The 13,711-nt window shown below is 60.8% G+C and carries 11 protein-coding genes and 1 pseudogene; 4 read left to right on the forward strand and 8 right to left on the reverse strand.

The features are described 5' to 3' along the window. Positions 1-68 precede the first annotated feature (68 nt). The gene (locus FIV38_RS01785) at positions 69-692 is read left to right on the forward strand and encodes an HAD family hydrolase (protein ID WP_092231569.1); all 624 of its coding nucleotides are present in this window, start codon (positions 69-71) and stop codon (positions 690-692) included. Here FIV38_RS01785 and FIV38_RS01790 read toward each other — a convergent pair. Next, on the reverse strand, positions 689-1,594 hold the full coding sequence (locus FIV38_RS01790; RefSeq protein ID WP_092231566.1) for a LysR family transcriptional regulator: 906 nt from the start codon (positions 1,592-1,594) through the stop codon (positions 689-691). The genes FIV38_RS01785 and FIV38_RS01790 overlap by 4 nt on opposite strands. Before the next feature lie 98 nt (positions 1,595-1,692). Here FIV38_RS01790 and FIV38_RS01795 point away from each other — a divergent pair, with 98 nt between their 5' ends. Next, positions 1,693-2,859 (forward strand): aspartate aminotransferase family protein, encoded by a 1,167-nt coding sequence (locus FIV38_RS01795; RefSeq protein WP_092231563.1) that lies wholly within the window; start codon positions 1,693-1,695, stop codon positions 2,857-2,859. On the opposite strand, the gene punR is transcribed toward FIV38_RS01795, so the two are convergent. Next, on the reverse strand, positions 2,851-3,768 hold the full coding sequence (punR, locus tag FIV38_RS01800) for a DNA-binding transcriptional activator PunR (RefSeq protein WP_092231560.1): 918 nt from the start codon (positions 3,766-3,768) through the stop codon (positions 2,851-2,853). The genes FIV38_RS01795 and punR overlap by 9 nt on opposite strands. Positions 3,769-3,890: 122 nt before the next feature. On the opposite strand from punR, the pseudogene punC reads away from it, so the two are divergent. After that, positions 3,891-5,075, forward strand: a pseudogene (gene punC, locus FIV38_RS01805) (purine nucleoside transporter PunC). On the opposite strand, the gene FIV38_RS01810 reads toward punC, so the two are convergent. Continuing rightward, positions 5,072-5,905, reverse strand: coding sequence for a nucleoside-binding protein (locus FIV38_RS01810; RefSeq protein WP_092231557.1), 834 nt, complete (start codon positions 5,903-5,905; stop codon positions 5,072-5,074). The pseudogene punC and the gene FIV38_RS01810 sit on opposite strands and share 4 nt — an antisense overlap. 142 nt (positions 5,906-6,047) lie before the next feature. Then, complete coding sequence (locus FIV38_RS01815) at positions 6,048-6,998, reverse strand: LysR family transcriptional regulator (RefSeq protein WP_092231554.1); 951 nt, start codon at positions 6,996-6,998, stop codon at positions 6,048-6,050. A 172-nt stretch (positions 6,999-7,170) separates the two neighbouring features. Between FIV38_RS01815 and FIV38_RS01820 the strand changes: the two genes are divergently transcribed. Beyond that, entirely contained in the window at positions 7,171-8,682 is a 1,512-nt protein-coding gene (locus FIV38_RS01820; protein ID WP_029293981.1) for a nucleobase:cation symporter-2 family protein, read from the forward strand. Positions 8,683-8,823: 141 nt separating this feature from the next. On the opposite strand, the gene FIV38_RS01825 is transcribed toward FIV38_RS01820, so the two are convergent. The 4 genes from FIV38_RS01825 to FIV38_RS01840 all read right to left on the reverse strand — a co-directional run bounded on the left by FIV38_RS01825 (position 8,824) and on the right by FIV38_RS01840 (position 13,493). Continuing rightward, positions 8,824-9,552, reverse strand: coding sequence for an alpha/beta fold hydrolase (locus tag FIV38_RS01825; RefSeq protein WP_092231551.1), 729 nt, complete (start codon positions 9,550-9,552; stop codon positions 8,824-8,826). 142 nt (positions 9,553-9,694) lie between these two features. Next, positions 9,695-10,969: an MFS transporter gene (locus FIV38_RS01830; RefSeq protein WP_092231548.1), complete on the reverse strand. Its 1,275-nt coding sequence runs from the start codon at positions 10,967-10,969 to the stop codon at positions 9,695-9,697. Positions 10,970-11,413: 444 nt separating this feature from the next. Beyond that, the gene (locus FIV38_RS01835) at positions 11,414-12,568 is read right to left on the reverse strand and encodes an acyl-CoA dehydrogenase family protein (protein ID WP_092231545.1); all 1,155 of its coding nucleotides are present in this window, start codon (positions 12,566-12,568) and stop codon (positions 11,414-11,416) included. 67 nt (positions 12,569-12,635) lie between these two features. Next, positions 12,636-13,493: an IclR family transcriptional regulator gene (locus FIV38_RS01840; RefSeq protein WP_092231542.1), complete on the reverse strand. Its 858-nt coding sequence runs from the start codon at positions 13,491-13,493 to the stop codon at positions 12,636-12,638. Positions 13,494-13,711: the final 218 nt, after the last annotated feature.

The following is a 13,711-nucleotide window of genomic DNA, read 5'->3' on the forward strand; positions in this document are numbered from 1 at the left end:
CTTGCCCCTTCTTGACCTTGGTGTGCCAGACTGCGTCCGTTATCACACTAGGCTAACGGAGGATCTTCATGACGATTCGTGCAGTAGTTTTTGATTTCGGCGGTGTCCTGTTTGACTGGAGCCCGCAGCATCTGTACCGCAAGCTGATTACCGGTGACGAGGAGCGCCGATGGTTCCTCGAGAACATCTGTACCCAGGCCTGGAACACTGAACAGGACGCTGGGCGCACCCTGGCTGAGGCTACCCACAGCCTGATCGCCGAACACCCGCAACATGAGGCCTTGATCCGGGCCTACTACGACCGCTGGCATGAAATGCTGCGCGGCCCGCTCGCCGATGGCGTGGCGATTCTTGAAGACCTGCATGAAGCCAAAGTACCGTTGTTCGGCTTGACCAACTGGTCCGCAGAAACCTTCCCCTATGCCCGCGCCAACTACCCGTTTCTCAAATACTTTCGCAACATCGTAGTGTCCGGCGAGGTGAAGCTGATCAAGCCTGACCCGGCGATCTACCGCGCCAGCCTCGATCAGGTGCGTGCCCATCTGCCGGATATCCGGGCCGAAGAACTGGTGTTTATCGACGATGTGGCCGAAAACGCCAATGCCGCCAGTGCCCTGGGCTGGCAGGGTATTCACCACGTATCACCCGAGCAGACCCGGCGCCAGTTGCAGGCTTTGGGGGTGAGCGTCTAGCGCGCCCATTGTTCGATCACGAAGTCGACAAAGGCCCGCAGCTTGGGCAGGCGATAGCGGTCCTGCGCATATAAAAGGTGCATCGAGCGCGAGGGTGGCTGGTAGCTTGGCAGCAGCGCCACCAGCCGCCCCGCCAGTAGATCGGCGCCGACCAGGGCATCGGGCAGCATCACGATGCCCATGCCTTCGACAGCGGCACGGTGCAGCGCCTGGGAGCTGTTGATGGTCATGGGTCCGGACACGGCGACTTCCACTTCACCCTCGGCTCCCCGCAGGCGCCAGAGTTTGTCGGCGTTGCGCCAGTCATCGGTCGACGGGTAGGCGAAAGCCAGGCAGTCATGGGCCTGCAAATCCATGGGCTGCTGGGGCGTACCCCGGCGCGCCAGGTAGTGCGGCGACGCGCACAGGGTCATGGTGTAGTCCTGCAGGGGCCTGGCGATCAGGCTGGAAGGTTGCAGCTCACCCAAGCGGATCGCCACGTCGAAGCCGCTATCGATCAGGTCCATGGCTTGATTGCTCAGGACCACGTACAGCTGGATCTTTGGGTAGCGTCGGGAAAACTCACTGAGCGCCGGTGCCAGGCGCTCGGCACCGAACGCGGGCGGCGCGGTGATGCGTAGCAACCCTTGTGGCGCCTTGCTGTGGATTTGCTCCGCCAATTGCTCGGAGTTGGCCACCAACCCCAGTACCTCCAGGCAGCGCTGGTAATAGAGGCCGCCGAACTCGGTCAGGCTTTGCTTACGGGTGGTGCGTTTAAGCAGGCTGACGCCCAGGCGTTGCTCCAGGGCGCGCAGGTGGTTGCCGACCATGGTGGTCGACAGGCCGCAAGCCTGGGCCGCCGCGGTCATGCTGCCGGCCTCTACCACTTTGACGTAGACGGTCATTGCCTGGAACAAATCCATTATCAACCCTTGATTCAAAGTCATTGCAGATGTGCGCAGTTTATCCAGCTTGAGTGGCTAACGATACTAAGGCCCTGACCCCTATGGAGCCCGATGCCATGACCGCCGCTTGCCTGATGACCACCTATCAACCCCTGGCCCTGAGTTTTACCCGTGGCTTGGGCACGCGCCTGTGGGACCAGCAGGGCCGTGAGTACCTGGACGCCGTGGCCGGAGTCGCTGTGACCAATGTCGGTCACTCCCACCCGCGGCTGGTGACGGCAATCAGCGAGCAAGCCGGGTTGCTGTTGCATACCTCCAATTTGTACAGCATCGACTGGCAGCAGCGCTTGGCCCAACGGTTAGCCCAGTTGTCCGGCCTGGATCAGGCGTTCTTCAACAATTCCGGCGCCGAAGCCAATGAAACCGCGTTGAAACTGGCGCGCCTGCATGGCTGGAAAAAAGGCATCGAGCAGCCGCTGGTGGTGGTTATGGAGAACGCCTTCCACGGCCGCACCCTGGGCACCATGGCCGCCAGCGATGGGCCGTCGGTGCGCCTGGGGTTCCAGCGCCTGCCGGGGGACTTCATCAAGGTGGGCTTTGGTGATTTGCTGGCATTGGAGGCGGTGACCCGTGAGTTCGGCCCCAGGATAGTTGCCGTATTGCTGGAGCCGATCCAGGGTGAAAGTGGTGTGCAACTGGCTGCGCCGGGTTACCTGAAAGCGCTGCGCGCGCACTGCACCCAGCATGGTTGGCTATTGATGCTCGATGAGATCCAGACCGGCATCGGGCGTACCGGCACCTGGTTTGCTTTCCAGCAGGAGGGAATCGTCCCGGACGTCATGACCCTGGCCAAGGGCCTGGGCAACGGTATCCCGATTGGCGCCTGCCTGGCGCGCGCCGCGGTGGCCAAGCTCTTCACCCCCGGCAGCCATGGCAGCACCTTTGGCGGTAACCCGCTGGCGTGTCGCGTGGGCTGTACGGTGCTGGATATCATCGAGGAACAAGGCCTGCTGGAGAACGCCGCGCATCAAGGCGAGCGGCTGCTGGCGCGGCTCCGGGTGGAATTGAGCGAGCACCCGCAAGTGCTGGCGATCCGTGGGCGCGGCTTGATGATCGGCATTGAACTGGCCACGCCGCAGCGCGACCTGGCCGAGCGGGCTGCACGGGAGCAGGGGTTGTTGCTCAATGTCACGCGCGGCAAGGTCATTCGCCTGCTGCCGCCCCTGACCCTGGATAGCAAGGAGGTGGAGATGATTGTGCGGGCCATCGCTCGTTTACTGTAAATCTGGCCCGTTCAGCCACTCCTGGTTCATCGTTTGGCTGTCGCCCAGGTACTCCAGCAGCCAGGTCATGGCCGGGGACAATTTGTTCTGCGCCCAGGCCACGCAGGACGGGCTGGCCGGGAAGGGCCGTGACAGTTGCAGCGCCGCCAACTCGCCACTGTCGATCAACGGTTGCACCAGATGCGCCGGAACCATGCCGACGCAGAGCCCATCCTGTAGGCAATCCATGGCCGATGCCCAGTTGGGGACCACCAGGCGCCGTTGGTTGTCCAGGGTCCAGGTGTCGCGCTTGGGCAGGTTGCGTGAGGTGTCGGTCATGCACAGCGACGCAAAGGGCCGCAGTTGATCGTCACTGAGCAAACCCTCGACCTGCGCCAGCGGATGCCGGGCGCTGGCCACGCATAACCAGTTCAATAGCCCCATGTCACGAAAGGTGAAGTGGCTGGCCACCGGCACCGCGCTGGTGGCGCCGATCACGATATCGGTGCGTTCGTCTGCCAGGGCGTCCCATACGCCGTTGTACACCTCGTACTCCAGCAGCAGTTCCACGTCGGGGAACTGGCGATAGAAGTCCAGGACCAACTGCCGGCAGCGCTGTTGTTTGACGATGGAGTCCACCGCCACTTTCAACTGGCCGCTCCAGCCATTGGCCACCTGCTGGCACAGGCGGCGGGTGCCGAGCATGGTTTTCATCACGCCACGGGCTTCGTCGATGAACAGGCGTCCGGCAGGTGTCAGCTCCACATCACGGTGGCGGCGGACAAACAACGGCACCGCCAGCCATTCCTCGATTTGCCGTACGGTGTAGCTGATGGCCGAGGGTACGCGGTGCAGTTCCTGGGCGGCGGCGCTGAAGCTGCCATGGCGAGCTACCGCATCCACCACATCCAGGGAGTATTCGGACCACATGGGCGTTGCCTTCAAAAATATTGATAAGAGTGTTCAATTATTATCGCTTCACAGCGCAACTGTCAGCTTCATAATAGGCGCCAGTCAGCAAATTGTTTGATGGCAGTACCTACAAGGCTTCAATGAAAAATTCTTTTGGTTTTACCTGGTACCTGGCGGGGCTGAGCATGCTCGGCTACCTGGCCATGGATATGTACTTGCCCGCGTTCGGCGCCATGGGCGAGCACCTGCAGATTTCACCCGGTGCAGTGGGCGCCAGTCTGAGCATTTTCCTCGCCGGTTTTGCCTTGGGGCAACTGCTCTGGGGGCCACTGTCTGATCGCCTGGGGCGCAAGCCAATCCTGCTGGCCGGCCTGAGCCTGTTTGTGCTCGGCTGCCTGGGGATGTTCTGGGTCGAGACCGCGCCGCAACTGCTGGCCTTGCGCTTTGTGCAGTCGATTGGGGTGTGCAGCGCTGCCGTCAGTTGGCAGGCGCTGGTGATTGACCGTTACCCGGCCGACAAGGCGCATCGGGTCTTCGCCAGCATCATGCCGCTGATGTCCCTGTCTCCGGCGCTGGCGCCGCTGTTGGGCGCGGTGGTGTTGAATCACTGGGGCTGGCAGGCGATCTTCGCCGTGTTGCTGGGTGTCTCGCTGTTATTGCTGGTACCCACGCTGTTACTCAAACCTATGCCCAAGCGCCTGGCCGCCGATGGCGAAAAAGCCCGGCTGGGCTACGGGCAACTGTTCAAGTCGCGGGTGTTCACCGGCAATGTGATGATCTTTGCCGCGTGCTCCGCCAGTTTCTTCGCCTGGCTGACCGCATCGCCATTTATTCTCGGTGGCATGGGCTACAGCCCCAATGACATCGGCCTGAGTTATGTCCTGCCGACCCTGGCGTTTCTGGTGGGTGGCTACAGTTGCCGCAGTGCCTTGCAACGATTCCAGGGCAAAGTCCTGTTGCCCTGATTGCTGGTGGCGTACTGCATCAGCATGGTGGTTCTGTATCTGGTGGCGACCCTGACGGTGCCGACACTGACCACCTTGCTGATTCCGTTCTGCCTGATGGCCCTGGTCAACGGCGCCAGCTACCCAATTGTAGTGGCGAATGCGCTGATGCCTTTTTCGGAAAACTCCGGCAAGGCTGCCGCGCTGCAAAACACTCTGCAATTGGGTTTGTGCTTCGTCGCCAGCCTGCTGGTGTCGTCGCTGATCGAAGAGCCCTTGCAGATCACCGTGATCGTGATGCTGGCGACCGCACCGCTGGCGGTATTGGGTTACTGGCTGGCGCGGTCCAAGTCGGATGAGTCGCAGTTGGCGGCCGCTTAAAACGTCACTTCCATGTTCACGGTTGGCGTCGAGGTACGGCTGCCTCGGCCGCCATCCACACCGAACTTGTTATGCCAGTATTCGTAGCCCACCCCCAGGTACAGGTTGGGCTTGACGCTTTTACCCGGTCGTACCGCAACCATCAGCGCGGTGCGCATCAGGGTCTCGGCGGCGGTGTCGCGGCTGTTGTAGTCGTGGCCCTTGTCACCGACATGGTTGATGAACCCCTGGAACTTCGCGCCATGGTTGCCGATTTCGAACGGGCGCATCCACGTCAGGTTGAGCATGTAGGTGTCGTCGAAGGTGTGGTTCGGATCCTTCGCGCCAGGGATACCGGAATGGTTGTTTTCCTTGTAGTACATCAGGCTTAGGTCCAGCACCCCGACGGTATTGAACTTCAGGGTCGGCCCGATCACCACGGCGCGTTTTTTCGCCGAGGCCAGGTTGTTGTTGCGGTTGGCATCGAAGCCCAGGGTCAGCGCGTAGTCCTTGATCAGCCCGGTGCCCAGTGGCCTGTCGAATACCCGTGATGCATACAGTTGGTGCCGGTAGACCGCATACACTTCGCTGCCACCGTGGTCGGTGCCCTTGCGCGGGTCGCGGCTGTCGGACAGGAATACGTCGAGATGCAGAAAGTTGCTGCCGTACTGGTAGCCGCTGGCATGGGTGAAGCTGTAGATGCGTTTGCTGAAGTCGTTGGGGTTGTTTGGATTGGTGAACTGTTGCCCGTAGCGAAATCCTACGCTGTTGTTCATCCATTCCACCGCGACAGCCTCCCCGCCGCCGAGGAGTGTGAGTAAAACGGTTGCGCCGTGCAGTGCCTTTTTCATTGTTTTAGTTCCTTTGGCGTTTGGCTCATGGCAGCCGTGCCGGGCCGCCGGGCGCAGTATCGGCACAATCGCCGTGATGCTCAAAGAACAGAATATCGACTGGCCTGCTGCCGAATCGGCAGCGCGCAAGTTGGCCCGAAGGTCAGGAAATACGGGGGGTACAGGGGGATTCTTCGCGTTCGCGCAAAGCGATTTCCTCGCCTATCAGGTGGGCCATCGACTCGACCGCTGTAGGCAAATCCCGGCCCTTGCGCGCATACAGCCCCAGGTCGCTGAACATCCCGCCTTGATCGCTCAAGGGGATATGCAGCAGTTCACCCCTGGCCAAGTCGGCCTCGATCCCGATCCGTGTCTGGAATGCCACCCCTAGCTGCTGGCGCGCCAACTGCCGTGCCAGTTCCATGGAATTGCTTTGCAGCAACGGTTTGTACGCGGCCGGCGAACGCTTGTGCAGTGGGGCGATCAAGTGATGGATCGACAGTTCACTGTTGGCCTGGATCACCCCGTGTTCAGCGCACAGGGTGTAGCTGACGCTGGCATGGGCGGCCAATGGATGTCCCGGTGCCACCAACGCACCAAGGCGGAAATGGCCGACACACAGTTGCGTGGTTTCCGCACTGCGCGGTAGCGCGAAGGCCAACCCCAGGTCTGCCTGGCCGTTGATCACCGCTGCCGGAATCGATTGTGAGCCCTGCACGGTTACACCGATGGTCACCGCCGGGTAACGCTGGCGCATGCGCTTGAGCACGGCTGGCAGCAACTCCACCGTCGCGCCTTCCACCGTGGCGATTTCCACATGCCCGGTCTGTACCTGGTTCAGGCCTTCCAGTTCGCCGCGTACCCGTTCCACATCCTGCAACACCAAGGTCACATGGCGAGTCAGGATTTCCCCGGCAGCGGTCAGGCGCAGCCCGCCTGGCAGGCGCTCGAACAGGGTCGCGCCCACTTCGTCTTCGAGTTTGAGAATCTGCCGGTTCACCGCCGACGAGGCGACGTTCAGTCGGCGCGCGGCTTCACGGATCGAATGGCAGCGGCGGACCATATCGAAGTAGCCAATGGCCGCAGAGTGGATGCGCAGCGTGCGGTTGAGCATTTTTTTCTGATCCTTGTGGGCACGGCTTCGAGCCTTGGGGCAGGGCGGCTGAATGGATTTTTGTAACGTCGATGCCAGGCATCTTGTGGAAATGATTGTATACAACTCTATGGACATCCAATCTTTCTATTGCATACAGTGAGCGCACAACAAAAACAGAGATCCCCTCACCATGACTATCCCGAAGGCGTCACCGCAACGGCCAGAAGATGAGAATCTTGGCGTCGCTGCCAACATGGCTTACGGCCTGCAGCATGTACTGACCATGTACGGCGGTATCGTGGCCGTGCCGTTGATCGTCGGTCAGGCGGCTGGGTTGTCCCCGGCCGATATTGGCCTGCTGATCGCCGCGTCACTGTTTGCCGGTGGCCTGGCCACGTTGCTGCAAACCCTGGGCCTACCGTTTTTTGGCTGCCAGTTGCCCTTGGTGCAAGGGGTGTCGTTTGCCGGTGTGGCAACCATGGTGGCGATTGTCGGCAGCGACGGTGCGGGCGGTGTGCCGGCGATCCTTGGCGCGGTGATGGCCGCGTCGCTGATCGGATTGCTGATCACCCCGATCTTTTCGCGAATTACCAAGTTCTTCCCGCCCCTGGTCACGGGGATCGTGATTACCACCATCGGCCTTACGCTGATGCCGGTCGCCGCCCGTTGGGCCATGGGCGGTAACAGCCGCGCCGCCGATTTTGGCAGCATGCCGAACATTGGCCTGGCGGCCATCACCCTGGTGCTGGTGCTGTTGTTGAGCAAGGTGGGCAGCGCCACTATCTCGCGCCTGTCGATCCTGCTGGCGATGGTTTTTGGTACGTTGATCGCGGTATTTCTGGGCATGGCGGACTTCTCCACCGTGACCCAAGGCCCGATGATCGGCTTCCCCACGCCGTTCCACTTCGGCATGCCGACTTTCCATGTGGCCGCGATCCTTTCCATGTGCATCGTGGTCATGGTGACATTGGTGGAAACCTCGGCGGATATCCTCGCGGTGGGCGAGATCATCGACACCAAGGTTGACTCCAAGCGCCTGGGCAACGGCCTGCGTGCAGACATGTTGTCGAGCATGTTTGCGCCGATCTTCGGTTCGTTCACCCAAAGCGCCTTCGCCCAGAACGTGGGCCTGGTGGCGGTGACCGGGGTCAAGAGCCGTTATGTGGTGGCCACGGGCGGCCTGTTTTTGGTGATCCTTGGCCTGTTGCCCTTTATGGGCCGGGTGATTGCAGCAGTACCAACCTCGGTACTGGGCGGTGCCGGGATCGTGTTGTTCGGCACCGTGGCGGCCAGCGGGATCCGCACACTGTCCAAGGTCGATTACCGCAACAACATGAACCTGATCATTGTCGCCACCTCCATCGGCTTTGGCATGATCCCCATTGCCGCGCCGAGCTTCTACGATCAGTTCCCCAGCTGGTTCGCCACCATCTTCCACTCGGGGATCAGTTCCTCGGCGATCATGGCGATCCTGCTGAACCTGGCGTTCAACCACTTCACCGCCGGTAACTCAGACCAGCAGTCGGTGTTCGTCGCCGGCACCGAGCGCAGCCTGTGCTTCCAGGATGTGGCGGCACTGCGGGATGGGGATTACTTCAGCAAAGGCAAATTGTTTGATGCCGAGGGCAAGGAGATACCGGTGGTAGCGGACTCGCAGCACAAAGCGACGGCGCCGGGCAGGGCTGAAACCAGCGAGGTTTAGCCCGAATACCACGCACTAAATGTGGGAGCGGGCTTGCTCGCGAAAGCGGTGGATCAGTCGGTACATCCGGCGACTGAAAAACTGCTTTCGCGAGCAAGTCGAATCGTCGCACCGCCGCTCCCACATTTGATTTGTGTGGTTTCAAAATCGGGGGCGACAGGCTTCATCCAAAAACTTCACCACGGTGCCCATGCAGGCCTGGCGTTCTTCGACATGGGGCATATGGTTGGAGTCTTCGAACAGCGCCCGGCGCGCACCCTTGATCTCCAGCGGTGTGGCCTGGTCGTGCCGCCCGCAAATCATCAGGGTCGGTACTTGGATCTGCGTTAACCGGCCATTGCTGATCGGCCCGTGCAAGGCGTTGTACACCGTTGGATCGGCCGCCATCTGGGCGAAGGTGCGTGCCACTTCTGCGGGCCACGGGTTGATTCGGCACAGGGGCTGATCATCGAAGCCGGCAGCCAGGTTGGCGGCGATAAACGCGCGCAGGCCCTCGGGTTGGCGAGTCGCGTGTTCACTGCCGAGCCTGGCGCCCCAGGCATGCCCGAGGATCGCGTAATGCCCGCTGATGTGCAGGTGGTCGAGCAGGTTGTCCAGTTCGTCGAGAAATAGTTCAACCGTCCAGAAATCGTCGGGCTGGTGGGGCAGGTGGGTGGAGTGGCCATTGCCCAGTTGATCGTAGTGAATCACCGCATGGCCACTGGCAGCCACGTCCTTGAAGGCGTCCAGATAGTCATGGGTACCGCCGGGGCCACCATGGAGGATGACCAATGGGGTCTTGCCGCTGTCGAGGTTCCCGGTCACGTGATACCAGGTCTGATAGCCGCGAAAGGCGGCGTAGCCCTGGCGGGTCTGTTCGATGAATTCCATTTCCGGCCCTGCCATCAACAATTGGTCAGGTACACGATAATTTGAACAAAGCGTTTAAGTAACTGGCAAAACGGCTAGGTTTTTCAGCGGGACCTGCACTAGCGCCTTTTGTAGGAGCCGGCTTGCCGGCTCCTACAGGGGGTTATTGCTTTTGCGGATCAAACTGCTTGTCACGGATGAACAGCGCCGGGATCACCCCGCAGATAAAGTACGCGGCGCCCATCACCAAAAAGCCCACGCCAATCGAGCCATGGGACGCCAGGAAGCCAATGGCCGCCGGCGCGACCGCCGCGCCAATCCGCCCAATGTTGTAGGCACCGCCCACGGCTGATCCGCGAAATTTCGCCTCGAAACTCTCGGTCATGTAGGTCGCATTCACGCCGTAGGGAATGCCATACAAAAAGCCGAAGGCAATCAGCAGCCAGAGGATATTGTCCGGGCTCTGGTACAGCACGATCACCGGCAGGAACACCGCCGTGCCCAAGGCGCCGAAGGCAAACACCACGCGCCGACCCAGGCGATCAGCCGCGAGGCCGGCGAGGATCTTGCCGAAAATCATCGCCGCGTAGGTACCGACCATGTAGCTGGTCATCGACTTGAAGTTCATCCCCAGTTCGCCTTCCAGGTAGGACGGCATCCAGTTGTTGACCCCGTAGTAGCCGAACTGCAGGAAGCCTGCGGTCAGCGCCCAGAGCAGGAACATGCGGCTGGCCTTGGGGTCGCTGAAGATCAGCTTGAACATGCCATCGGGCTTTTTCGCCGAGACGTGCTGGATGCCTTCGGCTTTTTCCCGCGCGCGGGCGGCCTGGGCGTTGAGCCAGGCCTGGGGTTCCGGCACCAGGCGCTGCATCAGCACGGCGAGGATCACCGGGATGATCGCCACGTAGAACAGCCAGCGCCAGCCGTGGTCCGGCAGGATCCAGCCGGCCAACAAGGTGGCGACGATATAGCCCACCGACCAGCCGGCCTGCAGGGTGCCGAGCACGGTGGTGCGGTAGCGGGTCGGTACGTATTCGGCCATCAGGGTGTTGCAGGCGACATACAGCGCGCCCAGCCCGAGAGAGGCGAAGAAGCGGGTGGCTGCAAACTGCCAGTAGCTGTGGGTCAGACCGAGAATCGCAGTGCCTACCGAGAACAGCATGATGCTCCACACCACGGTCTTGACCCGACCAAAGCGGTCGCAGGCCCAGCCTCCATAAATCCCGCCGACCGCCATCCCGGCCAGGGTGAAACTGCCCAGGCTGCCGGCCTCGACACTGGTCAGGCCGAACTCGGCCTTGAGGCTGCTGAGGCTGTAGGACAGGAGCATCAAGTCTGCGCCATCGATCAGAAGGCCGAGGAAGCAGAAGATGAAGACAATGATCCACAGGTTGTTTTTTGCGGGCGACAACGCACCCGCCGATGTGGCGACTTCCATAGCGATACCTTGTTGTAGTTGTAGGGCACAGGTTATGGGTGTTGCAGGTTGGAACGCTGTTGCATGAACAAAGAAGATCTACTGTGGGAGCGGGCTTGCTCGCGAAAGCGGCGTGTCAGTCAACTTTAATATCGAATGATGCACCGTCATCGCGGCATAGGTATCTACACAACTTTCAGAAACTGACGAACTCTCCTGTGGCGAGCGGGCTTGCCCCGCGCTGGGCTGCGAAGCAGCCCCAAAAAGCCCCCCGCGTTTCTTCAGATAAATCTCGATGGCCGGGTTTAGGGCTGCTTCGCAGCCCAGCGCGGGCAAGCCCGCTCGCCACAACGGCGCTATCTGCCTGGATTTAGGCGTTGCGGCAAAGTTGTGTAGATACCTATGGTCATCGCGAGCAAGCCCGCTCCCACACAAGCCCGGTTCCCACATAGGGTTGTGTGGGGTTTAGCGCTGGGCCTCGCGAATCATGTTGCGTGCGATCACCAACTGCTGGATCTGCGTGGTGCCTTCATACAACCGGAACAGGCGCACATCACGGTAGAACCGCTCGATCGCGTATTCGCTCACATAACCCGCGCCGCCGTGGATCTGCACGCAACGGTCAGCCACCCGGCCGCACATTTCCGTGGCAAACATCTTCGCGCAGGAGGCTTGGGTGCCGATATCCAGGCCCTCGTCACGCTTGCGCGCCGCGTCCAGCACCATGCAGTGGGCCGCATAGATCTCGGCCTTGCTGTCGGCGAGCATGGCTTGGATCAACTGGAATTCGGCAATCGGCTGGCCGAATTGCTTGCGGTCGATGGCGTAGCGCAGGGCATCGTCGAGCATGCGTTCGGCGGCGCCCACGCTGACGGCGGCGATGTGCAGGCGGCCCTTGTCGAGTACTTTCATCGCCGTCTTGAAACCCACGCCTTCGACGCCGCCGATCAGTTGCTCGGCGGGCACCCGCACATTGTCGAATATCACGTCGCTGGTATGGGCGCCTTGCTGGCCCATCTTATGGTCGCGCTTGCCCAGGGACACGCCCGGTGTATTGCGCTCGATGATAAAGGCGCTGATGCCACCGGAGCCCTTGATGTGCGGGTTGGTACGGGCCATCACTGTGAAAATCCCGGCGTGGGGCGCGTTGGTGATAAAGCGCTTGGTGCCATTGATCACGTAATGCTCGCCATCGCGCACGGCGGTGGTTTTCAGCGAGGCGGCATCGGAGCCGGAATCCGGTTCGGTCAAACAGAACGAACTGAGCAACTCGCCGCTGGCAAGCTTGGGCAAGTAGTGTTGTTTCTGCGCCTCGGTACCGTCCAGCAGGATGCCGAGGGAGCCGATGCCGTTGTTGGTGCCGAAGTAGGAGCGGAATGCTGGCGAGGTGCGGCCCAGCTCGAAGGCGATATGCACTTCTTCTTCCATGGTCACGCCCAGGCCGCCATAGGCTTCGGGCAGGGTCAGGCCGAACAGGCCCATGTCCTGGAATTGCTGGACGATGTCCGCCGGGATTTCATCCGTCTCGGCGACTTCGTTTTCCCGTGGGATCAGCGCTTCGTTGACGAACTGGCGAATGGAGTCCAGCAGGATATGAAGCGTTTGCGAATCTCGGATCATGTACATTCCTCGGCGGCCCGTTCGGCGGGCCGTTTGTATTGGATCTGCGGGCCGCGCACCGATCTGTCTAGCGGGCGGCGGCCTCGATGTTATTGACCATGTGCTTGAGACGCGGCCCGATGTCGTCTTCGAGTTTTTCCCGGGAAAGGTGAAAACTCGGCCCGCCACAGTTGAACGTCAGCAGCCCATGTTGTGTGTGCAGCATGGGCACGGCGATGGCGTTGACATCGCGGTGCCACTCACCGATCGACATGCAATAGCCGAAGTCGGTGTAATCCCTGAATGCGCGCTCCAGCCCTTTGCGAATCGTCGGCCAATCCTCCAGATGGCGCTGGCGGATATGTTCGAGCATGAACTCCCGCTCACTCTCCGGCATTGCCGCCAGGCAGGCGCGGCCCGCCGAACTCAAGTGCAGCGGCAGGCGCGTGCCGATCTGGCGGCGCATGGTCATGTTCGCTTCGCCCTGGACCACGTCCAGGTACACCATGTCCAGGCGATCCCGGGAGGCCATCGCGACGGCAGCCTGGGCGTACTTGGCCATGGTCTCCATCAGCGGGTGGGCGGCGGCCCGCACCGACAAGTTGGATAGCATCGCGTAACCAAATGCCATCACCCCCACATTCAACTGGTACCGGCCAGACTGCGGTAGGTGCTTGAGGTAGCCCAGGCGGGTCAGGGTGTGGGTCATGCGCGTCACCGTCGGTTTCGGCAGGCCGGTCTTGCGCGCCAGTTCCTGGTTACCCAGCACGCTTTCGCTGGGGGTAAAACAGCGCAGCAGTTCCAGGCCTCGGGCCAGCGCGGTGATGAACTGCCGGTCCTTGTCTTCCTCCTCTTCGTTGCTCATCGGATCCAGCCTCACGTGTTCAAAACCATGGGGGCCTGCAGGTGTCTGGGATGGACTTGGGTCCGGGTTGCGACGGTGCATGGTAATCATCCTTTTTTTGTAAAATCAACAAAACAAAATATGATTTCGCTGTGCGGAATTGTTGGTTATGTTGGTTTTTTATCGCTGCTCTCTAATTAGTCTTTTTAAAACAATAGCTTATGGTTTTATTCGATGGGTTGCCGTGCTTTTGCATTTACATCTGCCATATCGGCACATACTATTTTGTGTAATTACGAAATACTATTTCGCACAGCAAA

Origin of the sequence: Pseudomonas proteolytica (assembly GCF_007858275.1) — a bacterium.
Classification (GTDB): Bacteria; Pseudomonadota; Gammaproteobacteria; order Pseudomonadales; family Pseudomonadaceae; genus Aquipseudomonas; species Aquipseudomonas proteolytica.

Excerpts from the sequence above, each read along its gene's own strand:
- FIV38_RS01820 (WP_029293981.1), top strand. The coding sequence starts at position 7,171 with ATGACTATCCCGAAGGCGTCACCGCAACGGCCAGAAGATGAGAATCTT.
- FIV38_RS01790 (WP_092231566.1), bottom strand. The coding sequence starts at position 1,594 with ATGGATTTGTTCCAGGCAATGACCGTCTACGTCAAAGTGGTAGAGGCC.
- FIV38_RS01835 (WP_092231545.1), bottom strand. The coding sequence starts at position 12,568 with ATGATCCGAGATTCGCAAACGCTTCATATCCTGCTGGACTCCATTCGC.
- punR (WP_092231560.1), bottom strand. The coding sequence starts at position 3,768 with ATGTGGTCCGAATACTCCCTGGATGTGGTGGATGCGGTAGCTCGCCAT.
- FIV38_RS01795 (WP_092231563.1), top strand. The coding sequence starts at position 1,693 with ATGACCGCCGCTTGCCTGATGACCACCTATCAACCCCTGGCCCTGAGT.
- FIV38_RS01825 (WP_092231551.1), bottom strand. The coding sequence starts at position 9,552 with ATGGAATTCATCGAACAGACCCGCCAGGGCTACGCCGCCTTTCGCGGC.
- FIV38_RS01840 (WP_092231542.1), bottom strand. The coding sequence starts at position 13,493 with ATGCACCGTCGCAACCCGGACCCAAGTCCATCCCAGACACCTGCAGGC.
- FIV38_RS01830 (WP_092231548.1), bottom strand. The coding sequence starts at position 10,969 with ATGGAAGTCGCCACATCGGCGGGTGCGTTGTCGCCCGCAAAAAACAAC.
- FIV38_RS01810 (WP_092231557.1), bottom strand. The coding sequence starts at position 5,905 with ATGAAAAAGGCACTGCACGGCGCAACCGTTTTACTCACACTCCTCGGC.
- FIV38_RS01785 (WP_092231569.1), top strand. The coding sequence starts at position 69 with ATGACGATTCGTGCAGTAGTTTTTGATTTCGGCGGTGTCCTGTTTGAC.
- FIV38_RS01815 (WP_092231554.1), bottom strand. The coding sequence starts at position 6,998 with ATGCTCAACCGCACGCTGCGCATCCACTCTGCGGCCATTGGCTACTTC.